At 65.7% G+C, this 23543-nt stretch carries 19 protein-coding genes; 6 read left to right on the top strand and 13 right to left on the bottom strand.

Annotation, left to right across the window (positions count from 1 at the left end; translation table 11 throughout):
• Positions 1-2: 2 nt before the first annotated feature.
• The 4 genes from paaD to paaA are packed head-to-tail and all read right to left on the bottom strand — an operon-like array spanning position 3 to position 2693.
• Positions 3-548, bottom strand: a complete 546-nt coding sequence (paaD, locus tag AB4Z48_RS27010) for a 1,2-phenylacetyl-CoA epoxidase subunit PaaD (protein WP_441619643.1) — start codon at positions 546-548, stop codon at positions 3-5.
• Positions 549-551: 3 nt separating this feature from the next.
• Positions 552-1376: a 1,2-phenylacetyl-CoA epoxidase subunit PaaC gene (gene paaC, locus AB4Z48_RS27005; RefSeq protein ID WP_441619641.1), complete on the bottom strand. Its 825-nt coding sequence runs from the start codon at positions 1374-1376 to the stop codon at positions 552-554.
• A 14-nt stretch (positions 1377-1390) separates the two neighbouring features.
• Positions 1391-1675, bottom strand: coding sequence for a 1,2-phenylacetyl-CoA epoxidase subunit PaaB (gene paaB, locus AB4Z48_RS27000; RefSeq protein ID WP_441619639.1), 285 nt, complete (start codon positions 1673-1675; stop codon positions 1391-1393).
• A 13-nt stretch (positions 1676-1688) separates the two neighbouring features.
• Entirely contained in the window at positions 1689-2693 is a 1005-nt protein-coding gene (paaA, locus tag AB4Z48_RS26995) for a 1,2-phenylacetyl-CoA epoxidase subunit PaaA (RefSeq protein ID WP_441619657.1), read from the bottom strand.
• Positions 2694-3076: 383 nt separating this feature from the next.
• Here paaA and AB4Z48_RS26990 point away from each other — a divergent pair, with 383 nt between their 5' ends.
• The gene (locus AB4Z48_RS26990) at positions 3077-4042 is read left to right on the top strand and encodes a Bug family tripartite tricarboxylate transporter substrate binding protein (protein ID WP_441619637.1); all 966 of its coding nucleotides are present in this window, start codon (positions 3077-3079) and stop codon (positions 4040-4042) included.
• Between the two features lie 24 nt (positions 4043-4066).
• On the opposite strand, the gene AB4Z48_RS26985 is transcribed toward AB4Z48_RS26990, so the two are convergent.
• Both AB4Z48_RS26985 and AB4Z48_RS26980 read right to left on the bottom strand, forming a co-directional pair.
• Complete coding sequence (locus tag AB4Z48_RS26985) at positions 4067-4981, bottom strand: LysR family transcriptional regulator (protein ID WP_441619635.1); 915 nt, start codon at positions 4979-4981, stop codon at positions 4067-4069.
• 290 nt (positions 4982-5271) lie between these two features.
• Positions 5272-6459 carry an iron-containing alcohol dehydrogenase gene (locus AB4Z48_RS26980; protein WP_441619634.1) on the bottom strand — a complete coding sequence of 396 codons (1188 nt, stop codon included), beginning with the start codon at positions 6457-6459 and terminating at the stop codon, positions 5272-5274.
• A 782-nt stretch (positions 6460-7241) separates the two neighbouring features.
• On the opposite strand from AB4Z48_RS26980, the gene AB4Z48_RS26975 reads away from it, so the two are divergent.
• Both AB4Z48_RS26975 and AB4Z48_RS26970 read left to right on the top strand, forming a co-directional pair.
• The gene (locus AB4Z48_RS26975) at positions 7242-7616 is read left to right on the top strand and encodes a hypothetical protein (protein WP_441619632.1); all 375 of its coding nucleotides are present in this window, start codon (positions 7242-7244) and stop codon (positions 7614-7616) included.
• Positions 7617-7885: 269 nt separating this feature from the next.
• Positions 7886-10681, top strand: a complete 2796-nt coding sequence (locus AB4Z48_RS26970; RefSeq protein ID WP_441619630.1) for a LuxR C-terminal-related transcriptional regulator — start codon at positions 7886-7888, stop codon at positions 10679-10681.
• Between the two features lie 151 nt (positions 10682-10832).
• Here the strand turns inward: AB4Z48_RS26970 and AB4Z48_RS26965 are convergent, their stop codons facing one another.
• Positions 10833-11852 carry an NAD(P)H-quinone oxidoreductase gene (locus AB4Z48_RS26965; protein ID WP_441619628.1) on the bottom strand — a complete coding sequence of 340 codons (1020 nt, stop codon included), beginning with the start codon at positions 11850-11852 and terminating at the stop codon, positions 10833-10835.
• Positions 11853-12512: 660 nt separating this feature from the next.
• Between AB4Z48_RS26965 and AB4Z48_RS26960 the strand changes: the two genes are divergently transcribed.
• Positions 12513-13469 (top strand): LysR family transcriptional regulator, encoded by a 957-nt coding sequence (locus tag AB4Z48_RS26960; protein WP_441619626.1) that lies wholly within the window; start codon positions 12513-12515, stop codon positions 13467-13469.
• A 93-nt stretch (positions 13470-13562) separates the two neighbouring features.
• Here AB4Z48_RS26960 and actP read toward each other — a convergent pair whose 3' ends face one another.
• The 4 genes from actP to AB4Z48_RS26940 form a co-directional block, all read right to left on the bottom strand.
• Positions 13563-15248, bottom strand: a complete 1686-nt coding sequence (actP, locus tag AB4Z48_RS26955) for a cation/acetate symporter ActP (RefSeq protein WP_441619624.1) — start codon at positions 15246-15248, stop codon at positions 13563-13565.
• Entirely contained in the window at positions 15245-15559 is a 315-nt protein-coding gene (locus AB4Z48_RS26950; RefSeq protein ID WP_441619623.1) for a DUF485 domain-containing protein, read from the bottom strand. The genes actP and AB4Z48_RS26950 overlap by 4 nt, the downstream gene beginning before the upstream one ends.
• A gap of 85 nt (positions 15560-15644) precedes the next feature.
• Positions 15645-17288, bottom strand: coding sequence for a fatty acid--CoA ligase (locus AB4Z48_RS26945; RefSeq protein ID WP_441619621.1), 1644 nt, complete (start codon positions 17286-17288; stop codon positions 15645-15647).
• Between the two features lie 35 nt (positions 17289-17323).
• Entirely contained in the window at positions 17324-19120 is a 1797-nt protein-coding gene (locus tag AB4Z48_RS26940; RefSeq protein WP_441619619.1) for an acyl-CoA dehydrogenase, read from the bottom strand.
• Positions 19121-19372: 252 nt separating this feature from the next.
• Between AB4Z48_RS26940 and AB4Z48_RS26935 the strand changes: the two genes are divergently transcribed.
• Together AB4Z48_RS26935 and AB4Z48_RS26930 are read left to right on the top strand one after the other, a co-directional pair.
• Positions 19373-20161 (top strand): SDR family NAD(P)-dependent oxidoreductase, encoded by a 789-nt coding sequence (locus AB4Z48_RS26935; protein WP_441619618.1) that lies wholly within the window; start codon positions 19373-19375, stop codon positions 20159-20161.
• 66 nt (positions 20162-20227) lie between these two features.
• The gene (locus AB4Z48_RS26930) at positions 20228-21262 is read left to right on the top strand and encodes a phosphotransferase (RefSeq protein WP_441619616.1); all 1035 of its coding nucleotides are present in this window, start codon (positions 20228-20230) and stop codon (positions 21260-21262) included.
• A 199-nt stretch (positions 21263-21461) separates the two neighbouring features.
• Here the strand turns inward: AB4Z48_RS26930 and AB4Z48_RS26925 are convergent, their stop codons facing one another.
• Positions 21462-21914: a hypothetical protein gene (locus tag AB4Z48_RS26925; RefSeq protein WP_441619614.1), complete on the bottom strand. Its 453-nt coding sequence runs from the start codon at positions 21912-21914 to the stop codon at positions 21462-21464.
• Between the two features lie 207 nt (positions 21915-22121).
• Positions 22122-23447 carry an MFS transporter gene (locus AB4Z48_RS26920; protein ID WP_441619612.1) on the bottom strand — a complete coding sequence of 442 codons (1326 nt, stop codon included), beginning with the start codon at positions 23445-23447 and terminating at the stop codon, positions 22122-22124.
• Positions 23448-23543: the final 96 nt, after the last annotated feature.

The following is a 23543-nucleotide window of genomic DNA, read 5'->3' as shown; positions in this document are numbered from 1 at the left end:
GGTCAGTACGGTTTGAAATAGTCGAACGGCTCGCGGCAGTCGATGCAGCGGTATAGGGCCTTGCACGCCGTCGAGCCGAATTGCGCCAGGCGCTCGGTGTGGTGCGAGCCGCATTGCGGGCAGGCCGGCGTGGCGCTGGCGGCGCGCGCCACGAAGCGGATCGTCGTTTCCCGGGGCGCCTGGTGGCTGCCGCAGTTGCCCATCGGTGGCGCGATGCCGTAGCGGCGCAGCTTCTCGCGCGCATCGGCGGTGATCCAGTCGGTGGTCCATGCCGGCGCGAGCACGGTGGCAATCCGGTGCGGCACGATGCCGGCCGCGCTGAGCGCCTGGCCGATGTCCTCCGCGATCTGCGACATCGCCGGGCAGCCCGAGTAGGTCGGCGTGATCACAACCTCGACGGCGCCGTCCGCGCCGCGCCGCACGTCGCGCAGGATTCCCAGTTCGCGCAGCGACACCACTGGGATCTCCGGGTCCGGCACCGCTTCCAGCACGGCCCAGGCGTGTTCCAGCGTGGCGTCCGGCGTCATCATGGCGTTGGCGTTCATCATGTCCTACCAGGTTGCACCAGGATGCTGGCGTGCCAGCGACTGCATTTCGGCCAGCAGGTAGCCCATGTGCTCGGAATGCTCGCCGTGCTTGCCGGTGGTGATGTACTGCACCGCGGCGGGGGCACTGAGCGTTGCCTCGGCCAGCGTCGCGGCGACGTCAGCCTGCCATGCGGGCTCGAGGTCCGCCATCAGCGGGCCGATGCCGGCCGCCGCGATCGCGGTTTCCACGGCGTCGGTCGCGAAGAACTCCTGTGTGTACGGCATCAGGTAATCGAGTGCCGCCTGCGCCCGCCGGTGCGATTCGTCGGTGCCGTCGCCCAGGCGGACCAGCCAGTCGCTTGCGTGTTGCAGGTGATAGCGCGTCTCCTTCAGCGACTTGGCCGCGATCGCCGCCAGTTGCGTGTCGGCGGACGACTCCAGGGCGGCCCACAGGTGGATCATCAGCGCCGAATAGAGGAAGTTGCGCGCGATCGTCACGGCGTAGTCGCGATCGGTGCGCACCGTGCCGGCAAGCGGGCCGGCGTGCGGCAGCTCGGCGATGGTGTAGTTGGCGAACTCGCGCTCGGTGCGGAAGTACGCGTAGCTGTCTTCGGTCTTCGTTGCGCCGCCGGCGGCTTCGTCGAGGGCCGCGGCATGCGAGTACAGCAGGCGGGACTGGCCGATCAGGTCCAGGCTGATATTGGCCTGCGCGATGTCTTCCTCGAGTGCCGGGCCCTGGCCGCACCACTCGCTGTTGCGCTGGCCGAGGATCAGGGCATTGTCTGCCAGCCGGAGCACATAGGAGAGGTGGGCGGACGCATGGGGGGAAGTATGGGGTGACGTAGTCATGGTCATGTCCCGCCTCACATGTGGTCGACTTCGGCCGGCAGCACGAAGAAGGTCGGATGGCGGTAGATCTTGTCGCCGGCCGGCTCGAAGAATGCCTCCTTGTCCGCCGGGTCGGACGCCGTGATCGCGGCCGACGGCACCACCCAGATGCTGACGCCTTCCTGCCGGCGCGTGTAGACATCGCGCGCCATGCGCAGCGCGGTGCTTGCATCGGACGCATGCAGGCTGCCGCAATGCTTGTGGTCCAGGCCCTGCTTGCTGCGTACGAATACTTCCCAGATCGGCCATTCCTTGCTCATCTTCGTCTCCTGTTCAAGCGGCTTGTTTGTGTGCGCGCGCCGCCTGCTTGGCGGCATGGGCGAGGGCGGCTTCGCGTACCCAGGCGCCGTCGTCGTGTGCCTTCACGCGGGTGGCGAGGCGTTCCTTGTTGCACGGCCCGTCGCCGTTCACCACGCGCCAGAACTCTTCCCAGTCGATCGCGCCGTAGTCGTGCGCCTTGCGCTCCTCGTTCCACTTAAGGTCCGGATCGGGCAACGTCACGCCGAGGATCTTGGCTTGCTCGACAGTCGCATCGACGAATTTCTGCCGCAGGTCGTCGTTGGAGATACGCTTGATGCCCCACTGGAACGACTGCCCGCTGTGGATCGAATCCTTGTCGCTCGGGCCGAACATCATCAGCACCGGCCACCACCAGCGATTCACCGCCTGCTGCACCATGTCCTTCTGCGCCTGCGTGCCCTTCATCATCGAGAGCAGGGCGTCGAAGCCCTGGCGCTGGTGGAACGACTCCTCCTTGCAGATGCGGATCATTGCCCGTGCGTACGGGCCGTAGGTGCAGCGGCACAGCGGGATCTGATTCATGATCGCCGCGCCATCGACCAGCCAGCCGATCACGCCGACATCCGCCCAGGTGGGCGTGGGGTAATTGAAGATGCTCGAGTACTTGGCCTTGCCGGCATGCAGTGCATCGACCAGCTGGTCGCGCGAGACGCCCATCGTTTCGGCCGCGCTATACAGGTAGAGGCCGTGGCCGCCTTCGTCCTGCACCTTGGCCAGCAGGATCGCCTTGCGCTTGAGGCTTGGCGCGCGGCTGATCCAGTTGCCTTCGGGCTGCATGCCGATGATCTCGGAGTGCGCGTGCTGCGAAATCTGCCGGATCAGCGTCTTGCGATATGCGTCTGGCATCCAGTCCTGCGCCTCGACCTTGCCGTCGGCCCGCATCAGCGCGTCGAAGCGGGCTTGCTCGGGAGAGACGTCGGCGTTCGCCGTATCGATGGGCTGGAGGCCGCCTGGGATATCAAGTGACTGGGTGTACATGAGATTTTCCTGGGGGATCTGGAGACTGAGTATATTAATAAACCGACCGGCCGGTCGATGAATTATAAGAATCGATTCGAAGATTTCAATAGGATTAGATTTGCGGGTGATGCCGGCGATGTTCGCGAGATCGGCAAGCGGACGGAAGGCCGCCAAATGCAGGTCGCGCATGGGACGCCGCTGACGCTTCGCGATGCCCTTGGCGCACATGCCGATGCGCGCCCGCGCGTATCAGGCACCCGGCGCGGGCATCTGCATCCGCGATGGCGGGATCGCGATACGCCATTTTGCAAGGGACCGCGAGCCAGTCACCATGGGAAAAGAGGTCGCTGCCGCCGCGAAGCACGCTGCCGGCGACCCTTTCCACCAAAGGAGACAAGGACATGGCACCACGGAAACTCTTGCAGGCCTGCCTCGCGTTCAGCGTGGCGACAACGGCGTTCGCCCAGGATCCCTATCCGTACAAGCCGGTGGCCGTCGTGGTCCCGCAGACGCCAGGCGGCGCCAACGACGCCATTGCCCGCATCGTCACGCAGAAGCTGTCGGAGCAGTTCGGGCGGCAGTTCATCGTGGAGAACCGGCCCGGTGCCGGCGGCAACATCGGCACGGCCTACGTCGGCAAGGCCGCCGCCGATGGCTATACGCTCCTGTTTACCGTAAGCAGCGCGCACCTTATCAATCCGGCGCTGTACAAGCGCACGGGCTTCGATCCGGTCCGCGATTTCGTGCCGGTGGGCAGTGTCGCGACGGCAGGGTATGTGCTCGTTGCCAATCCCGCCTTCGGGCCGAACAACGTCAGAGAACTGGTCGAAGCGGCGCGCGCGAAGCCGGACACGATCATGTATGCGTCCGCCGGCAACGGCACCTTGAACCACCTGATCGGCGAAATGCTCCAGCACAGCGCCAACATCAAGCTTGTCCATGTTCCTTACAAGGGCGCTTCGGCTGCCGTGGCGGACGTGGTGGGCGGACAAGTGCCGCTATCGGTGCAGAGCCTGCCGTCGGCGCTGCCCTTTATCCGCGCGGGCAAGCTCAAGGTGCTCGGCGTCACCAATGAAAAGCGGTTGCCCTCCATGCCGCAGGTACCCACCGTGGGGGAGACGCTGCCGGGCTTCGGAGCCACCCCCTGGTACGGGCTTTTCGCCCCCGCGCATACGCCCGGCGCGGTGGTCGGCCGCCTTCAGGCGGCCCTGAACAAGGTCATCGACAGCCCCGACGTGCGCGACACCCTCGCCCGGCAGGGATGCCAGCCCTTCGTGTCGGGCACGCCGCAGTTCGAGGCGCTGATCCGCGACGAGTTGCCGCGCTGGGCCGCCATCGTCAAGGCAGCCGGCGCGACCGTCGACTAAGCCCGGCGCGGCTGGCCGCTTGCGCTATGCGCGCAAGGCGGCCAGCGCGCGGGCCGACGGGCACAGGTGGTCTACCAGCAGCCGCGCCGCCACCGGCAGGCTGTCGTAGGAGCGGATGCACAGATTGAGCTTGCGCCGCGCCCATGGCTCCTTCAGCCCGACCGGCCGGATCTTCAGCACCCTGGCGTATCGTTGCGCCAGGCTCTTGGGAAGAATGCCGATGCCCATCCTGGACTCGACCATCAGGCAGACCGCGTCGTAGCTGTTGACCTGCATGCGGAATCTCACCGGCACGCCGAGCTCGCCGGCAGCGCGCATGAGCTGCAGGTTGATGAAGCTGCCGGTCTGCAGACCGATCAGGTAGTGCTCCAGCAGTTCGGCGCTGGTCAGCCATTTGCGGCCGCCCAGGGGATGGCCGGCAGGGACCACCACGACCAGTTGATCCTCGCGGTAGGGCAGCGTGAGGACATTCTGCGGCTGGCTGCCCAGGTCTGCATAGAAGCCCACATCCGCTGCGTTCTCGGCCACCCCGTGCAGGATGGCGCTGCTGATGCGTTCCTCCAGCTGGAGCTGCACGTGCGGGTATTTCTCGACAAAACCCTGCAGGTCGGCCGGCAGGAACTGTGCGATCGAGGACACGTTGGCGAAGATGCGCACCAACCCGCGAGTGCCGCTCGAATAGTCATGCATCAACGTGAAGATATTGTCGAGGTCGTTGATGATGCCGCGCGACAGGTTTTGCAGGGCGACACCCGCCGGGGTGGGGGAGATGCCCTTGTTGCTGCGCTCCAGCAATTGCGTATTGAGGACGTCTTCGAGATCGCTGATCCGCTTGCTGACCGCGGAGGCGGCGATATGCTCGCGCTCCGCGGCAGCGGCGATGGTGCCAAGCTCGGCTACCGCGAGGAACAGCTTGAGCGAAACCGGGTCGATTTTCATGGGCGGGGAGGAGTCTCCGGAACGGGGCCAGCCGCGACCGCACGGACCGCGCGGCACACGCGCCGCGCCAGGATCGTGCCCCGGGGTAGCTGCGGGCTTTGTCCTGCCGCAGCCAACAGGCGGCAAGCCGGTGTGGCGAGCCCGCCATCGTGCGTGGCGATGGCTATATTACGCTCCTGGCCACGCCATGGCGCGATGCCCGGCGCGGCGCCAGAGACACGGGCATGCCCGTGGCGGCGGTCGCTTCAGGGCCGGGCTGGCCACACCGGCCGCCGTGGCGGCCGGCGCAATCAGGGCCGCCAGGCGAGCGACAGGATCGCGCGCAGATCCGCCGCGGTCCTGATCGGGCGGATGTTGTTGCGCGTCACCATCGGGTGGGCCAGCGCGGGCGCGATCATATCGTCGACCTGCTGTCGCGTGAGACCGAGGTCGTCGAGCGTCGTCGGCATGCCCAGTCGCTCGAGGAGATTGCCGAGAATCGCGTGGAAGGGCCGGTCCGGCTGCCCCAGCGCGGCGCGAATCCGGTCGTGCTGTGGCACCGCCCAGCCCTCGAGCCACCTGGCCTGGGCCAGCATCAGCACACAGGCCGCATCGCTGTGCGGAACCCCGCCGCGGGGCCCCACGATGTGAACCATCCAGTGGCTGAAGCCATGGGGCACCGACATTTGCCCCATCCCCGTGTACCACGTCGCCAGCTGGCACTGGGTGAAGGCATCGAGCACGCCCCGCGCGAGCAGAGGCAGGTTTTCCATGTAAAGCGTGATGGCTTTCTCGGCCAGCACGCTCGCAAACGGATGCGTCGATGACGAACACGCCGTGTTGATGGCGTGGTCGAGGCCGCGGATTCCCGTCGACATCAGCAAGCGCACGGGCGTCTGGAGAAGGAGCGCGGGGTCGTAGATGATTGCCTGCGGCGAGCCGTCGGGCACGACAAAGCGCGCCTTCAGCCGGGTCTCGTCGTCGATCGGCGTGCTCACCGGTGTCCACTCCGACGTGGCCAGCGTGGTGGGGATCGCGATCTGGCGGATCGCCGCCGGCGCTTGCGAGGTCGTCAGCATCTCGGTGCCGTCGTCCGACAGGACGAACTGCAGCTCGAGCAGCCGCGCCCTGTCATACACGTTCTCGGAGAGGCAAAGTTGCATCGCCTTGCACATATCCATGACCGAGCCGCCGCCGACCGAGACAATCACGTCCGCGCGCGCATCCCTTGCCTGCCTTGCCGCCCTGAGCACATTGGACAGCGGGGAGTGCTCGCCGACGTCGTCGGTCAGGCCGACCAGGCGCTCGCCAAGGCATGCCCTGATCTGCCCGATGAACTCTGTCTTCGTGTTGATCGACCGCGAGCAGACGACGAACACGCGTCGATACCCGAACAGCGACAAGACGTCCGGCAGCGCCTCGGCTGCCGACACGTTGTGGAATACGCGCTCGTGTCCCGTGAAGCGGTAGCGAAACGCCCTGTGTCCGATGCTTTCCATCCTGGTTTCCTTGTGATCCCGGCGCGCGACGGAGCGCGGCGCCTGCAGGTCACCGAATCATGGCGCCAGGGTGTCGGCCCGAAAACAAGTGGTTCGCGAGCCTGCCATCGTGAATGGAGATGGCGGCAGCCGGGGCGCATGCCGGGGCTGCCTTGGATGCCTTATGGCATGGACCGCAGGACGGATCGCTTCGGGCGCGAGGACAGCCGGTCCACGGCCCTTCGTACTTCAGGAACGGTGCGGAAATGTCCAGTCGCTTTCCGGAGAGGATTTGGCCAGAAATGAGAACGATGTGTTCTCATCCGGCATGTTTATTCCCTGCGCCCGATTCCCTAGACTCTTGTCATGTCCATTGAGTCGAGAATAAGGACTCAATAAATAGGCAAAAACCAAGGCATCTGGGATGTTCCGAGAATTAATTTCCATAGTGTTGGCCGGATCGATTGTTGGCCATTCTCTGCCGGCCGTGGCCGGACCCGACTTCTACGTCATCGAGAGGGCCAGGGCGGAAAAGCGAGCCCTGGCGAAAAAGAGGGCGGATACGACGAAGGCATCCAGCCCTGGAGCCGGTGTTTCCATGCTTACGCCGCGTGGCGTCGAATACAGACCGGAGAGCAAGATGTCCGGTGGATAGGCGACTAGCGGCAGGCGCGAACCGGCAGCTGCCAGGCGGGTGGCGGGCTACCCCCTCGGATGGGGAGGGCGGTTGAAAACCATGGGGAAAGGCGCAAGATGACCGGCGTGATTGGATTAATCAGTTTTTTCCTGCCGGAGATTTAATTATGAAGCGCACATCCCTGTTTGTCTTGTCTCTTTCCTTTGTCGCGGGTATTGCCGCAGCACAGGCACAGAGGACGCCAGACCCATACACAGACGGCGCGCGCACCGGAAGCCGGGACCCGTACACGGAGGGCGCGAATTCCGGCAAGTTCGATCCGTACACCAGCGGCGCGAGGCAGTCCACCGCCGAAAAACTGAATCCGTCGCAAGCTACGGGGCCGGACAAGCCGAGCCGCGATCCCTATGGCAGCGGGGCCAGGAACGGCGCACGCGACCCCTACACCGACGGCGCCAGGAACGGCCCGCGTGACCCCTACACCGATGGTGCGCGCTCGGGCAAGYCCGACCCCTTTACGGACGGCGCGAAGTCGAAATAGGCGCGCAGTCGTGCCGTCCGTGTGATCAGTATCCGCTGGGGCACCTGGCCATGCATGATGAATCTGCAGTCCCGGCGGGTACATTTCCGGCTGGCAAGGTATTCTGGATCGGCCTGATCCGACAACCTATACTTGCGGTGATAATCACCAGGCAGCGTGGGGCTTCGGAAAATTAGCGGTGTGACCACGCGCCGGCCCCGCGCCCGGCGGTGACTTGCCACGGCGACGATCATGAGTCCGACTGGTTCCCGAGGAGCAATACGAGCGAGATGACGCAAGCCCAGACGCTACCCGGCCCGGCCTCGGCCCGCGACGCGAAATGGAGGCCAGCGCTGATCCGCACCAAGCTGGTTCCGCCATACACGCGCCATCAGATTGCCCGTCACAATGCGCTCCAGCTCCTGTCACGCGGCACCGAATGCAAGCTCACAGCCCTGGTTGCCCCCGCAGGCTTCGGCAAGACCACGCTTCTTTGCGAGTGGCGCAATGCACTTCTCGAGCAAGCGTACGCGGTGGCATGGCTGAGCATCGATCGCGAGGATGACGACCTGGTCCAGTTTACGGCCTACCTGCTGGCCGCAGTCCAGCAGGCGAGCGCCGAGGTAGGCGACCGCATGCAGCAACTCCTGCGCAATGACTATCTCGCACCCGTGGAGGCGCTTCTCGCTGAGCTGCTCAACGAGGTGGCGGCATGGGAGGGGAAGCTCGTCCTCATTCTCGACGACTTCGATCGCCTTCGCTCCGGCGATATCCATGAAGCCGTGTTCCGGCTCCTGCGCTATGCACCGGAGAACCTCCATATCGCTATAGCGGGGCGAAGCGAGCCACCAATACCGCTGAGTTATTTTGCGTCCCGGGGCCAGCTGCTGCGCCTGGGGCCGGAAGACCTGCGTTTCGATCCCGCGGAAACGCAGGCCTTCTTCTCGAAGACGGCAGGGGTGACGCTGGACGGCGAACAGACCCGGAAGCTTCTGAGCGCCACCGAGGGTTGGGTCGCAGGGTTGCAACTCGCGTCGCTGGCGCTCAAGCAAGGCGGGGAGGGCGAGGATCTTGCGGCACAGTTGCCGCGCGCCCGGCGCGACATCGCTTCCTACCTGAGCGAGAACGTCATGGCGCACGTGCCTGGCGAGATGCTGGACTTCCTGCTGGACATATCGATCCTGGACCGGCTCTCGGCGGCCCTGTGCAACGCCGTGACCGGCAGGGACGATGCGCGCAAGAACCTCGAGTGGTTGCTGGCCGGCAATATGTTCCTGCGCCCGCTTGACGCGGAATGGGAGTGGTACCGGTTTCATGCGCTGTTCACGGATTACCTGCGCAAGCGCCTGCAGGAGGAACGGGCGGAGGATATCGCCGGCCTGCATCGCAGGGCCAGTGCATGGTATGCCGGCCAGTCCCTGTGGCCGGAGGCCGTCAAGCATGCGCTCGCCGCGGGCGATGTGGACCAGGCCGCGAGCTGGGTCGAGCGCTGCGCCATGACGCTGGTCGAAGCCAGCGATGTACGAACAGTACTGACCTGGCTGGCCAAGCTTCCGCACGAGGCAATACAAGGCCGGCTGCGCCTGCGCCTGGTTCATGCCTGGGCGCTCGCGCTTTCGCTGCAGACGGTGCTGGCGCAGCGGGAACTGCGCGCGGTCGAAGCCGACATCGCTCGCGACCGCTCCGTTGCCGACAGCATCGGCGTGGAACTGGCCGCCGTGAAAGCGTTGATTGCTGGCCTGTCCGATGCGAGCCGGGATTCTCTCGAGCTCGGACGGAGTGTGCTGGACATGCGGCCGGAACCGAACTCGTGGGAGGAGGGCATAGGGCTGACCACGCTCGTGTTCGGGTTGGCATATGCGTCCGAGTTCGACGAAGTGCAGCGCCTGCGCGACCGTGTCTCCCATGGTGCCGAGCGGGGTGCGCCCCTCTATGCCACCGTCTATCGGCAGAGCATGGTCGGCCTGAGCCTCTTTGTGGAGGGCAGACTGGAAGAGGCCGTGACCACCCTGGAGCACGCGCTTGGCCAAGCCAACGCAAGCGCCGGCAGCCAGTCCGCGGCCGCCGTACTGCCGGTTGGCTACCTTGCCGCGATCCGCTATGAGTGGAATCATCTCGAGCGGGTCGCCGAGATCCTGCGTGGGCGGCTCGATATCGCGCTCCAGGCCTGTTCCCTGGGTCCCCTGGCGGGCTTCTGCATCACGCTGGCGCGGCTGGCGTTCCTGAACGGCGACGTGGATGAAGCGAACGGGATCGTGGAACGCGCCGAAGCCGTCGCGAAGGAACGCGGCTGGCTCCGCCTGCAGGTGGCCTGCAAGGCCGAGGCCATCCGGCTGGCCATTCGCGCCGGCAATCTCGGGCGCGCCGCCAGCATGGGGCATGCGCTTGAGACGCTGCTGCCAGGCGAGAATCCACAGGCACTGTCAGGCAGCCAGCGCGAGACATGGCAGCGGCGCGAAGCCGCACTGTGCCGGTTGCTGATTGCGCGTGGGCGCGCCACGGAGGCGCTGCCACGTCTGCGCGCCATGCAAGCGGAGGCGCGCGTCGCGGGCATGCGCTATGTCCTGTCCCAGGTGACCGTGCTGCTGGCCGTGGCCACCCTGAGCGCGGGCCAGCCCGAGGACGCTGCCGCGGCGATCGGGGAAGCGGTGATCTATGGCCAGGACAACGGGCTGTGCAGGGTGTTCCTCGACGAAGGCGAACCGGCGCGCGAGATCCTTCACGCGTTGCGCAAGCGCCCCGACGCCTTTCCAGGTGTCGAGTCCTGGTATATCGAGAAGGTTCTCGCCGGGCTGGACGCGACGGGAAACGCCGCGGCCGCGCCGGTGCGGCCCGCCGCGGAGCGCCCGCCCGAGCGAACGGCGGCCAGCAGGCTGAGCGCCCGCGAAGTCGAGATCCTCGACTACGTCGCCCGCGGCCTTTCGAACAAGGAAATCGCCCGGGCGCTCCGGGTAGCCCCCGAGACCATCAAATGGCATCTCAAGAACATCTATGAGAAGCTGAGCGTGACGTCCCGCATTCAGGCCATCCAGAGCGGACTGGGCATGGATCTGCCCCGCCACGACCGGCCGAAGGGGCATGCCTGACGCAGGCGTTCAAACGCCGCCTCTCCGGCGGCGCTTTATCTCGTCGGACACCGCGCCGGACACCTCGCTCGCGCCGGCCATGATACGCGCGCGGTGTTCAGCCGGAGCGGGCTCCGGCTGAACATGCATACCCGCGGATACGGGCAAGCTGCTAGGCAGATGGCGTCAGAACGATCTTCCCGATATGCGTACCGGAGTCCATCAGTTCATGCGCCTGCGCGGCGTTCTCGAGCGGGAAGGTCCTGTCGACGAGCGGCTTGATCGTGCCGCCTGCCATCAGGGGCCAGACATGTTCCTCCAGTTCGCGGATGATCTGCGACTTCTCGGCTGCGGTGCGGGAGCGCAGCGTCGAGCCGATATGGGTCAGGCGCTTGGTCAGCATCGGGAAGAAGTCCACGTTCTGCGCCGCCCCCTTGATGACACCGATCTGCAGGATGCGCCCGTTCAATGCGGCCGCGGCGTAGTTGCGCGCTACGTAGTCGCCCGCGATGATATCGACAATCACGTCCACGCCGTTGCCGTCGGTGTGGCGCATCACCGCCTCGACAAAATCCTCTTCGAGGTAGTTGACCGCGTGGTCGGCGCCGAGCCGTAGACTGGCGTCGCGTTGCGCCGCGGAACCGACCGTCGTGATGATCTTGCTTGCGCCGAAGGCTCTGCTCAGCATGGTGGCGGTGGTGCCGATGCCCGATGCGCCGCCGTGGATCAATACGGTATCGCCCTTTGCGAACTTGCCGCGCTGGAACAGGTTCAGCCACACCGTCATGAAGGTTTCCGGCATCGCCGCCGCCTCGATCAGCGTCAGGCCGGGCGGAATGCGCAAGGTGTTGCTCTCGTTGGCGACAGCAAACTCCGCGTAGCCGCCGCCGGGGATCAGGGCGCACACCAGATCGCCCGTCTTGAATTGCGTGACGCGGTCTCCCAGTGCGACGATTTCGCCTGCCACCTCGAGTCCGGGGATATCGGATGCACCCGGTGGCGGGTCATACAGCCCTTTGCGCTGGAAGACGTCCGGGCCGTTGACGCCGGCCGCAATGATGCGAATCAGCACTTCGTCGGGTTTCGGCCGGGGAACGGGACGCTGTGTCGGGACGAGAACCTCCGGACCGCCCGGACGGACGATTTCGACCGCGATCATGGAATCACGAAGGGTTGACGGATTGATGGACATGAAAAATCTAAAATAAACCTAAAGGATTGATGAATTTTCGTTTAATCATATTTCAATGAGAAATTGAAAAAACGATAAGAGAAAGTATAGGTTCTTCCGAATATTCCATGTGATGCGCTTGCTCAGTGCACGAATGCGAAAATGCATCAGTGGGAGGCGCAGTGGGACTTGCCGCGTGATGTCTTGTGCCGATACGCACTACGCGCCACGCGCGCGCGGGCACTTCTCTGCCCATAAGCCGCGCGCCGGAACGCATTGTGCGTGCGTTGTCACCTTCGAGTTGCGTTCATTCCCGATGCCCCCCGGATGGGGAGGCGGCTTGCATGGCCGTGGCAGATCCGGATGATGCTTGCTGTCGGTGGCAGGCTGGCCGCGCGTGAAGCGTGATGCCGACCGCAACTTCATGAATCGCGATAGCCGGCAGGCCCGTCGCCAGAGGTCGACCCACCTGACGTTGCGGCGGGGGCGCCGTTATCGGCGGCCGCCGCCGCGTTGTATCTCGTGTCCCCCGCGGCCGATGCGCGATCAGACGCACACGCTGGCGCGATGCCGGAGCGGGTTGTGCATGACTATCTGGCGTAAGGCGCGTGTGCGCGCCATACGTCGCTGAGAAAGGCGCCTCGCGGCCATGCACCGGCGGCGGGTGCGCACGTAGATGCCATGAAACTGATTGACTGGAAGGATTGGGAAGTGTTTTGCCGCGTGGTCGAGGGGGCTGGCTTTACCGCCGGCGCCACCTTGATGGGAATCCGCAAGTCCGCGGCGAGCGCCGCCGTTTCCCGGCTGGAGGCCGAACTCGGCGTGCGCCTGCTGGAGCGCACGACCCGCAGGGTCAGGGTGACGGATGCCGGCCGGCAATTCTATGACCGTATCGCCCCGCTTTTCGGGGAGCTGCGGGAGATTGGCTCCGACTTGTCGTTGGCCAACAGGGTGGTGCACGGCACGCTGAAGATCGCAACGCCCTACGAGGTGGGTGCGCAATACCTTTCTTCCAGCCTGGCGCGGTTGATGTCAATGCATCCCGGGCTCGAAGTGCAGGTCGATGTCACCTGGGACCAGCCGGATCTGGTGCGCGATGACTACGACGTGGCTTTCGTCATGACCAGTGATTCCCTTCCCGACAGCTCCCTGGCGGGAAAGCGCGTACTGCGCATGGAGCGAGGCTTCTATGCCGCGCCAGTCCTGGCCGACAGGCTGGGCCCGGCGCGCACGCCGGACGAGCTTGTGGCGTGGCCGGCCATCGGGGCTCCGGACGAGAAGAACTGGGAGTTCGTGGCGGCGGGCACGCTCGAGGACAGGCGCCTGGCCGTAGCGCCCCGCCTGCGCACGGATAACGCCGAGATCCGCAAGCGGGCCGCGCAGGACGGCCTTGGCGTGGCGCGCTTCACTTGTCCGTTCGTTCATGACGAAGTAAGGAACGGTACGCTGGTGCGGGTACTCCCCGACTATGCGTCCGCTCCCGTGAAGGTGTACGCCCTGATGTCGACGCGAAAACACCGGACCGCCAACGTGCATGCATTTCTCGGCCTCCTTGAAGCGGAACTTGGTGCGGCAGGCGCCGCGTTGCAGGGAAGCCCCGCGGCCGCGCATGCCCTCGCAGCCCGTCGGAAGGCCTAGCAGGCCAGGGGCGGGCATCGCGCATGGTGCGGTCCAGCCGCGGTTCCTTCCCGCCCGGAGCCGTCACCGGCGCGCCGGGCGTCGGCGCCCCGATCAGTGCCGGCTCGCTTCGGCCGCGCCGAAACCGGTCTGCGCGCGCACGAACTGAGCGTCGAAGGCCTGCCGTTCCGCCGTCGCGCGGGCACTGCCGTCCAGCCTGGAAGCCGCCCAGGTCACGAGGAACGCCAGTGGCATGGAGAACAGTGCAGGGTGGTCATAGGGGAAGATTGCCGCGGGATGGCCCAGTACGGATTTCCAGACCGCCGGGCCCAGCACCACCAGGCCGACGGACGATACCAGGCCGGTCAGCCCGCCCCACACAGCCCCGCGCGTGGTCAGCCCCCGCCAGTACATCGAGAGGAACAGCAGCGGGAAGTTGGCTGACGCAGCGATATTGAATGCCAGCGCCACCAGGAAAGCGAGGTTCTGGCCCTTGAACAGCATCCCCAGCGCAACGGCGATGGCACCGATCACGAGCGTTGCCCGCTTGGTGACCGATACCTCCTCGGCTTCGGTCGCGCGGCCGCGGCGTATCACGCTGGCGTAGAGATCGTGCGAGATGGCGCACGCGCCCGACAGGGCGAGACCAGACACCACCGCGAGAATCGTGGCGAAGGCTACCGCGGCAAGGAAGCCAAGGAACAGGCTGCCGCCGGTGGCGTTCGCCAGGTGCATGGCGACCATGTTGCCGCCGCCGAGGAGCTTTCCTCCCACCTTGCCCGCTTCGAAGAAGCGAGGATCGGTTCCCACGATGACCATGGCGGCCAGGCCGATCACGAACATCGCCACGAACATGTACCCGATGAAAGTGCTGGCAACCAGGACACTGCGGCGTGCCTGCCTTGCATCGGGCACCGTGAAGAACCGCATCAGGATGTGCGGCAGGCCGGAGAGGCCGAAGATGGTCGCCAGAGACAGCGACAACGCGGAAACGGGGTCCGCGAACAGGCTGGCCGGGGACAGCAGGGCGATGCCGCTCGGGTGGACGGAGACGGCCCTGGCAGCCAGGCTTTCGAAGCTGAAGCCGAAGCGCGCGAAGGCGAGCGCGGCAAGCAGTGTGCCGCCCAGCATCAGGAGCACGGCCTTGATGATCTGCACCCAGGTGGTGGCGATCATGCCGCCAAACGTGACGTAGACGATCATCAGGCAGCCGACGCCGATCACGGCGTAGTGGTAGTCGATCCCGAACAGCAGCTGGATCAGCTCCCCGGCCCCCACCATCTGGACGACCAGGTAGAAGAAGACAACGATCAGCGAGCTGATCGCCGCCACCCACCGCGTACTGACCGGATCGAGCCGGTGGGAGACGATATCCACGAACGTAAACTTGCCGAGATTGCGCAGGCGTTCGGCCATGAGGAAGAGCATGACGGGCCAGCCGATAAAGAACCCCACGATGTAGAGCAGGCCGTCGAAGCCGCGCGCGTAGACCAGGCTGACGACGCCCAGCAAGGTGGCCGCCGACATATAGTCCCCGGCCACTGCCAGTCCGTTCTGGAGGCCGGTGATGCCGCCGCCGGCCGTGAAGAAATCGCTGGCCGTCCTCGTGCGCTTCGCGGCCCAGTATGTGATGCACAGGGTGATGGCGACAAACACCAGGAACATCGCAATGGCGACCGGGTTGAGCGGCTGGCGGGCGGCGGGCTCGACAGCAGGACCGGCCCAGGCGGGTCCCGCTGTCGCGGCAAGCTTGGTGGCGAGGGCGGCAGCCAGCAGGCGCAGGCGAGCGTATCCGGTCACGAGAGCACCTCCTGCAGGATCTGGCTGGCAAGCCTGTCCAGGCCGCGATTGGCACGCGCCACGTAGATGCATGTCGCGGCCCAGCCGATCACGATCACGGCGATCGCCAGGACGATGCCGAGATTCGTCATCGCGCCCGCCGCGATGGGCCTGGCCAGCACGGCCGGCCGCATCGTCACCATCGCCATCAGCAGCAGGTAGGCGCAGAGGACAATGCATAGCAGCGTCCAGGATAGCCTGGCCCGGCGTGCCGCCAGTTCCCTGAAGCCCGGGTGTTCTTGTATGCGGCGTGTAGCCGACGCAGTGGTCATCGTTGTCTCCTCGTGGGTTGTCCGCCTGGGCGGACCTTGGTTTTGCCGTTCGTGCGGCGGCATTGGTGCATGGGCTTGCGGTGGGCTACTGGTACTTGTCGCGCAGCAGGCGCTTGTTGATCTTCCCGACGCTGGTCTTCTCGATGGCATCGACGAAGACGACCCGCTCCGGCACCGCGTACTTCGAGATCACGCCGCGGCGCGCGCAGTCCCCCAGGTGCTCCCGTATGGTTGCTTCGTCGGCGCTTTCACCCGGCTTGAGCACGACCAGGGGCAAGGGACGCTCGCCCCATTTGGGGTCCTTCACGCCAATGACCGCGACTTCGCGCACCGAGGCGTGGCGCGAGATCAGGTCCTCCAGTTCGAGCGACGAGACCCATTCGCCGCCCGTCTTGATCACGTCCTTGATGCGGTCGGTGACCTGGAGGTAGCCGTCGCTGTCAATCGTGCCGATGTCATTGGTATGCAGGTAACCGCGCGCCCACAGTGCCCGGGATGCCTCGGGGTCCTTGTCATATCCCTGCGTCAGCCACGGCGCGCGCACCACGATCTCCCCGCTTGCCTTGCCGTCGTGCGCGACATCGCGCATTTCCTCGTCGACGATGCGCAAGTCGACCAGGGGAATCGGCAGGCCGGTCTTGGTCCGTATGTCGAGCTCGCGCGACGCTTCGCCCGCCATCGACGTCTTGACCTGGGCGAGCGTGAGGATCGGGCAGGTCTCTGACATGCCGTAGCCGGTGAAGACATCGATGCCCCGGTCGATGGCCGCTTGCGCGAGGCCGCGCGGCAGCGCCGAGCCTCCGACGATGACCTTCCAGCCCGCCAGGTCCGCCGCTTGCGCGGCGGGACAGGAGAGCACCATCTGCAGGATGGTGGGCACGCCGTGCGAGAACGTGACCTTCTCCCGCCCGAGCAGCGCGAGGAGCGTTTCAGGCGCGTAGCGTCCGGGGTAGACCTGCTTCATCCCCATCGCCGTGGCGACGAACGGCATGCCCCACGCATGCACGTGGAACATCGGCGTCATCGGCATGTACACGTCGTCGCGGTGCACCCGTCCCTGCGCCGGCGCGCTTGCGAGAGCGGCCATCGTGGCCAGCGTATGCAACACGATCTGGCGATGGCTGAAGTACACCCCCTTTGGCTGCCCGGTGGTGCCGGTGGTGTAGAAGGTGGTCGCCCTGGTGTTCTCGTCGAAATCGGGAAACGGGTAGTCGGGCGAGGCCGAAGACAGCAACGACTCGTACTCGTCGGCGAATCCGTCGGGCGGGTCGGTGGCCTGCGGGCTACCCTGGGCGTCTTCGAGCAGGACGAAGGTGTCGACGGTGAGAAGGTGGGAGCGGATGAGCGCCAGCACCGGCAGGAAGTCGGCGTGGATCAGCAGGGTCTTGGCGCCGGAATGATTCAGGGTGTAGATGATCTGTTCCGGCGCAAGCCTGACGTTGACGGTGAGCAGCACCGCGCCCATCATCGGCACGCTGAAGTAGGTTTCCAGGTAGCGATGGYTGTCCCAGTCCATGACCGCCACCGTATCGCCGGGGACGACGCCGATGGAACCCAGGCCGCTTGCCAGCAGGCCGATCCGGTGGCGCATGGTCCAGTAGCTGTGCCGGGTCTGGTCGCGATAGACGATCTCTTGCTCGGGGTGCACGGCGAGCGGCGCGTGCAGCAGTTGCTTGATGAGGAGCGGGTAGGCGTAAGCAGACGACGTACGCTCGTTCGGGGAAGGCATGGGCACGGTTTTCCTTTGTTGTCCTGGCGGCAGAATCAATGCGAGTCTTGATGGAAGGCGAGGGTGCCGGCCGCGCCCGCCATGACGGTCTGGCCGAGCCCGGTGACCTGTGCCAGCAGGTGATCGGCATAGAAGCGGGCCGTGGCGCGCTTTGCCTGCAGGAACGCGGCATCGCCTTCGCCGCGCAGGAGCCGGCCCTGCGCGATGCGCAGCGCGCGGGCCATCTGCCAGCCGCCGCAGACGAGCCCTGCGAGCTTGAGGAAAGGAGTCGCGCCGGCGTACACGGCTTGCACGTCTACGCTGTGATTGCGCACCACCCATTCGACGCAAGCCTCCAGCACGCCGACGGCCGCGGTCACTTGCTCATGTACCACCCGCACATCGTCCTGACTGCCGAGTTCAGCAAGCAGTGCGAGATCGGAGCGCATCATCGCGACCACGGCGCGTGCCGTGCGCCCATTGTCCCTGGCGATCTTCCTGCCGACCAGATCGTTGGCCTGGATGCCCGTGGTTCCCTCGTAGATCGTGGTGATCCGGGCATCGCGCAGGTGTTGCGCGACGCCGGTCTCCTCTATGTATCCCATGCCACCGTGGACCTGAAGCGCGGTGTTGGTGACTTCGACAGTCATTTCGGTGGCCCAGCCCTTGTTGATCGGGGTGAGGAAATCCACGAGGGCCTGCTGGCGGGCACGCTCTTCAGGGTCGCTGGCGGCATGCAACATGTCGCCCGCGGCGGCCAGGACGTAGGCAACCGCCCGGGCCGCTTCGGTCAGGGCCCGCATGGTCATCAGCATGCGGCGGACGTCAGGGTGGCGGATGATGGCCGCGGCGCCGGTCTCGCGGTCGCCGACCGGCCTGCCCTGGGTGCGTTCACGCGCGTAGCGCACGGCTTGCTGGTAGGCGCGTGCGGCGATGCCGATGCCCTGCAACCCGACTGCGCCACGCGCTTCATTCATCATGACGAACATGGACTCGAGTCCGCGGTTTGCCTCGCCGACCAGGTATCCCACCGCGCCTTGCGCATCGCCATAGGCCATCACGGCAGTCGGGCTGGCGTGAATTCCGAGCTTGTGCTCGATGGACACGCACCTGACATCATTGCGTGCGCCTAGCGTGCCGTCAGGCATCACCAGGAACTTCGGGACCAGGAACAAGGAAATGCCCTTGACGCCAGGGGGCGCATCGGGCATCCGCGCCAGCACGAGATGCACGATGTTCTCGGACAGGTCATGTTCACCGTGGGTGATGAAGATCTTCTGCCCGTAGATGCGGAAGTGATCGCCTTCGGGGACGGCTCGGGTGCGCACCGCGGCGAGATCGGAACCGGCCTGCGGTTCGGTCAGGTTCATGGTGCCGGTCCAGCGTCCCTCGATCAGCGGTGGCAGGTAGCGCTGCTTCTGTGCATCGGAGCCACACAGCATCAGTGCCTCGATGGCGCCGCCGGTCAGCATCGGGCAAAGCGAAAAGCCCATGTTCGCCGCGGCGAGCATCTCGAAGACCGCAGCCGCGACCACCCTCGGCAGGCCTTGGCCGCCGTACTCCTGCGGAAAGCGCAGTCCATTCCATCCCGCGGCTACGAACTGGCGATACGCTTGCTTCACCCCGGGTGGTGTGGTGACCTTTCCGTCGGCGAGCGTACAGCCGACCACGTCACCCTCGCGGTTGATCGGCGCGAGCACTTCGCCGCTGAACTCCGCGGCGGCGTCGAGGATGGACGCGACCGTATCCGCCGTGGCGTCCCCGAAGCCGGGCAGGGCGGCGATATCAGCCAGCCCGGCCAGTTCGGTGAGGACAAAATTCATGTCGCGCAGTGGCGCGCTGTAGTGACTCATGGTGTCTGATGGTCTGGCAATGCCGCGAGGGACTGGTGGAGGGAATTGCGTCAAGCGTAGGCGTCCTTCCTTGCGCTTTCAGCCCCTCCGCCGGGGAGCCCGGCGCAGGCGCCACGCCTCCCCATCCGAGGGGCTGGCACGTGCGGGGAACGCCCTTAGTCTTCTGCAGGCTGATGCACGGGCGCTGGCGCCCAGCAGCGTTCGTGCGCAATAGGAGCGCCGGCCCGGCTAGACCCCTGAGGAGACATATTCATGGCAGTCACGCATTCCATCCCGCAACCGTTTTCCGACCTGGAGGGGAAAGTCGCACTGGTGACCGGGGCTTTCAGCGGCCTGGGACGTCATTTCGCACTCACGCTCGCCCGTGCCGGCTGTCGCGTCGCGCTGGCCGGGCGGCGGCTGGCAGCGGGCGAGTTGCTGCTGTCGGAGATCCGGGAGGGCGGTGGCGAAGGCTGTGTCGTACCACTCGACGTGTGCGAATGGAGGTCGGTATTCGCGGCGTTCGATATCGCCAGCCAGGCGCTGGGCCCGATAGATATCGTGGTGAACAATGCCGGCATTGCGACGACAGGGCCGGCCATGGAGACCACGGAGGACGAGTGGCAACAGGTCATTGAAACCAACCTGAACGGCGCCTGGCGGGTCGCCCTGAGCGCGGCGCGCCATATGCGCGATGCGGGTAGCGGAGGAAGCATTGTGAATATCGCATCCATCCTCGGCATGCGCGTTGCACAACAGGTGCCGGCCTATTCCGCCGCCAAGGCGGGCCTGATCCACCTGACCCGCTCGCTGGCGCTCGAGTGGGCGCGCTACGGCGTGCGCGTCAACGCCCTGGCTCCAGGCTACTTCGAAACGGATATCAATCGCGAGTTCTTCGAGACGCAAAGCGGCTCGGCGCTGATCCGGCGCATCCCCCAGCGCCGCCTCGGCCAGGCTGGCCAGCTTGACGGGGCGCTGCTGCTGCTGGCTTCCGATGCCTCGGACTACATCACCGGAACGATCCTCCCGGTGGACGGCGGACACATGGTCAGCTCGCTCTGAACGGGCGTGGCCCGGCGAGATGACCCCGATGGGCGGTTCCCCAAGGAATCAGGAGCATTTCAAGCAATGAACACAACAAATCCGGACCTGGATATCCACGTCCTGGCCGAACTGCTGCATGGCGTCGGCCTGACAGACTACCGGTGCCTGAAGGCGCACCGCCTGACCGGCGGCCAGTCCAACCCGACCTACCGCATATCGTGCGGCCCTCGCCAGTATGTCCTGCGCACAAAGCCGCCCGGGCAATTGCTGGCCTCGGCGCATGCGATCGACCGCGAGTACCGCGTGCTGCAAGCCTTGCAGAACAGCGAGGTGCCGGTTCCACGTGTCCACTTCTACAGCGACGATACCTCGGTCGCGGGAAGCCCGTTCTACATCATGGATTACCTCGATGGCCGGGTCATGGTCGATCAGTCGCTGCCGGGCCTGGCTGCTACGGAACGCAGTGCCATCTACGCGGAGATGAATCGCATCATTTCCACGCTGCACATGGTCGACTATGCCAGCCTGGGGCTGGGCGACTTCGGCAAGACCGGAGACTACCTGGCGCGCCAGATTGCCCGCTGGACCCGCCAGTACCGGCAGTCGGAGCAAAGCATCCGGGCGATGGACGCGCTGGCCGACTGGTTGCCGGGCCATGTTCCGCCGGAACATCTCGCTTGCCTGGTGCATGGGGACTTCCGGCTCGACAACCTGGTCTTCCACCCCACGCAGCCGCGCGTGATCGGCGTGCTGGACTGGGAACTGTCGACGCTGGGCAATCCCCTGGCGGACTTCGCATATCACTGCATGAGCTGGCATATCCCGCCGCAGCTCTGGCGCGGCATCGCGGGTCTCGACCTGGCAGCGCTCGGCATTCCCGATGAGCTGTCCTACGCCAGGTCGTACTTCGGCGCCACGGGGAACGACGCAACGGAGCACTGGACCTTCTATCTCGCGTACAACTTCTTTCGCCTCGGCGCAATCATGAGCGGCATCGCACAGCGCGCGCAAGCTGGCAATGCCGCCTCGGCAGACGCGGTGGAGACCGGCCGCAAGGCCGGGCCGATCGCCGAGATCGGCTGGGCATACGCACAGCGCAATCACTTGCCAGGGCGGTAGCGCCGAGGCTCCCATCGAGTGCCTGCGGGCACTCGCCTGCGTTGCGCGGGCAGATCACGCGCAGCTTGCGGGGGGATCACGTGTGGACCGCGCGCCTTGATTGCCTGCAGGACCGGTGGTGAGCAGAAATGACGCGCGCCGCGGGCCAGATCCTGGGCCGCGGCGCGTCCGGCCGCATGGCTCGCGCCATGCCGCGGGTTTATCCGTTGAGAGTCACATCGTTGCCAGAGTCGGTGCGCGCCCCATCCGTGAAGGGATCGCGCTTGCCGAGGCCGGCGACGACAGACGTGCCGGACAGGCTATTGATTTCGGCGCCATGCGCTCCATCCGTGAAGGGRTCGCGCTTGCCGAGGCCGGCGACGACAGACGTGCCGGACRGGTTATTGATTTCGGCGCCATGCGCACCGTCCGTGAAGGGGTCACGCTTGCCGAGGCCGGCGACGATGACGATCGCAGGGAGTCGCCCGTGAGCGGAGCCCAACAGTCGTGCGGCAGCGGGGGCGCGCTGGCTGGTCTTGGCCGCATGGGCTGACTGGAACGGCAGCCGCGTCGTGGCGGGCCCGGCATTGCCCGCGAACACGGGGGAGGCAGCGAACGTGGCGGTCAGGGCCATCGCCACGCCGGCGATGGTGGAACGAGTAACGGTCTTCATGTTGGTACGTCCTTTGAACAATCAGAACACGGGGGTATCCGCCGCACCTCGCGAAACGGATAGCGTGTTCGGTGATCTGATGTTAGTAGTCACCCTGTACGGGATAAATACCTACATGAGGAACAGATTGTTCTCTGATACGTGCCAATCGGTCGGGGCTCGGTATCCGCGGGCTTCAGCCCGGTGCCGGTCGAGCCCGTCCTGGCCTCAATGGCGCGGCTCGCCCTTTGGCACGCCCAGCCACATCGCCGCGCCGCTGGCCAGCAGCAATGCCGCGAGCAGATAGAGCGCATTGTCCATGCTGCCGGTGTGCGTCTTGATCTGGCCGATGACCCAGGGGCTGACAATGCCGCTGGTGATGCCGATGCTGCTGATGAAGGCAATGCCGGCCGCGGCCGTATGCGCCGGCAGATGGCTCGGCGGCAAGGACCAGAAGATGGGCAGCGCGGCGAAGATCAATACCGTTGCGGCGGACAGCAGCGCGAGCATCGCCGGAAAGCTCGGCAGGTGCAGGGTCAGCAGCGCCAGTGCCAGCGCCCCGCCGGCCGTGCAGGCAATGAAATGGCGGTGCCGCTCGCCGCGCCGGTCCGAGTTGCGGGCGATCAGGATCAGGCCCACCGCACCGATGGCGTTGGGGATGACCGAATACAGGCTGATCGACATCACGTCGGTGATGCCGAAGTCCCGGATCATCAGCGGCATCCAGAAGCTCAGCGTCAACGAGCCGCAGGTCAGCGCGAAGTAGATAAAGGCGAACAGATAGATGCGGGGATTGCGCAGGGCCTGCATCAGCGCGGCGAAGGAGTGCGCATGGGTGCCCCGTTCGCTCTCGCCGTTGTGCGCGGCCAGGTAGGTTTTCTCCTGGTCGGTGAGCCAGCTGGCCTGTTGCGGCTTGTCGACCAGGAATGCTGCGGCCACCAGTCCCAGGACGACCGCGGGCGCGCCTTCGATGGCGAACATCCACTTCCAGCCCTGCAGGCCGAGCACGCCGGCCATGTCCCGCATGATCCAGCCCGATACCAGTCCGCCCAGCACGCCGGCCACGGCCACCCCCGCAAAGAAGATGGCCATGACCGCCGCGCGCCGGCGCGCCGGAAACCAGTAGGTCAGGTACAGCACGATGCCCGGGAAGAATCCGGCCTCGAATACGCCCAGCAGGAAACGCAGCGTATAGAAATGGGCGGGGGTCGACACCATCATCATGCCGACCGAGGCCAGTCCCCACAGCACCATGATGCGGGTAAAGGTGCGGCGCGCGCCAAAGCGGGCCAGCAGCATGTTGCTGGGCACTTCGCACAGCACGTAGCCGACATAGAACACCGCGGCGCCCAGACCGTACATCGCATCGCTGAAGCCGAGATCCTGCTTCATCTGCAACTGGGCGAAGCCGATATTGATGCGGTCCAGGAAGGAAATGACGTAGCAGACAAAGAGGAAGGGAATGATGCGCAGCCATATCTTCCGGTAGAGTGCGTCTTCTTCGCGCGCAGCGGTACCTTGGGGCGCAATGGCCCCCGCATAGGATTGGGTCATGGAATGTCTCCGGGAACGCGGGCCTGGCGGGCCCTGGATGCCGACGTCTTTTGGGTCTTGCGTATGTGAGCGTCTTGGCAAAGAGTGGATGCGCGA

The sequence above is a fragment of the Cupriavidus sp. 2TAF22 genome, from assembly GCF_052115045.1.
In the GTDB taxonomy this organism is placed as follows: domain Bacteria; phylum Pseudomonadota; class Gammaproteobacteria; order Burkholderiales; family Burkholderiaceae; genus Cupriavidus.
This window is presented reverse-complemented; position numbering and strand designations above follow the sequence as displayed.

What these genes read in the sequence shown, in the direction of transcription:
- paaD (WP_441619643.1), bottom strand. Translation starts at nt 548, where the DNA reads ATGATGAACGCCAACGCCATGATGACGCCGGACGCCACGCTGGAACAC.
- paaC (WP_441619641.1), bottom strand. Translation starts at nt 1,376, where the DNA reads ATGACTACGTCACCCCATACTTCCCCCCATGCGTCCGCCCACCTCTCC.
- paaB (WP_441619639.1), bottom strand. Translation starts at nt 1,675, where the DNA reads ATGAGCAAGGAATGGCCGATCTGGGAAGTATTCGTACGCAGCAAGCAG.
- paaA (WP_441619657.1), bottom strand. Translation starts at nt 2,693, where the DNA reads ATGTACACCCAGTCACTTGATATCCCAGGCGGCCTCCAGCCCATCGAT.
- AB4Z48_RS26990 (WP_441619637.1), top strand. Translation starts at nt 3,077, where the DNA reads ATGGCACCACGGAAACTCTTGCAGGCCTGCCTCGCGTTCAGCGTGGCG.
- AB4Z48_RS26985 (WP_441619635.1), bottom strand. Translation starts at nt 4,981, where the DNA reads ATGAAAATCGACCCGGTTTCGCTCAAGCTGTTCCTCGCGGTAGCCGAG.
- AB4Z48_RS26980 (WP_441619634.1), bottom strand. Translation starts at nt 6,459, where the DNA reads ATGGAAAGCATCGGACACAGGGCGTTTCGCTACCGCTTCACGGGACAC.
- AB4Z48_RS26970 (WP_441619630.1), top strand. Translation starts at nt 7,886, where the DNA reads ATGACGCAAGCCCAGACGCTACCCGGCCCGGCCTCGGCCCGCGACGCG.
- AB4Z48_RS26965 (WP_441619628.1), bottom strand. Translation starts at nt 11,852, where the DNA reads ATGTCCATCAATCCGTCAACCCTTCGTGATTCCATGATCGCGGTCGAA.
- AB4Z48_RS26960 (WP_441619626.1), top strand. Translation starts at nt 12,513, where the DNA reads ATGAAACTGATTGACTGGAAGGATTGGGAAGTGTTTTGCCGCGTGGTC.
- AB4Z48_RS26950 (WP_441619623.1), bottom strand. Translation starts at nt 15,559, where the DNA reads ATGACCACTGCGTCGGCTACACGCCGCATACAAGAACACCCGGGCTTC.
- AB4Z48_RS26940 (WP_441619619.1), bottom strand. Translation starts at nt 19,120, where the DNA reads ATGAGTCACTACAGCGCGCCACTGCGCGACATGAATTTTGTCCTCACC.
- AB4Z48_RS26935 (WP_441619618.1), top strand. Translation starts at nt 19,373, where the DNA reads ATGGCAGTCACGCATTCCATCCCGCAACCGTTTTCCGACCTGGAGGGG.
- AB4Z48_RS26930 (WP_441619616.1), top strand. Translation starts at nt 20,228, where the DNA reads ATGAACACAACAAATCCGGACCTGGATATCCACGTCCTGGCCGAACTG.
- AB4Z48_RS26920 (WP_441619612.1), bottom strand. Translation starts at nt 23,447, where the DNA reads ATGACCCAATCCTATGCGGGGGCCATTGCGCCCCAAGGTACCGCTGCG.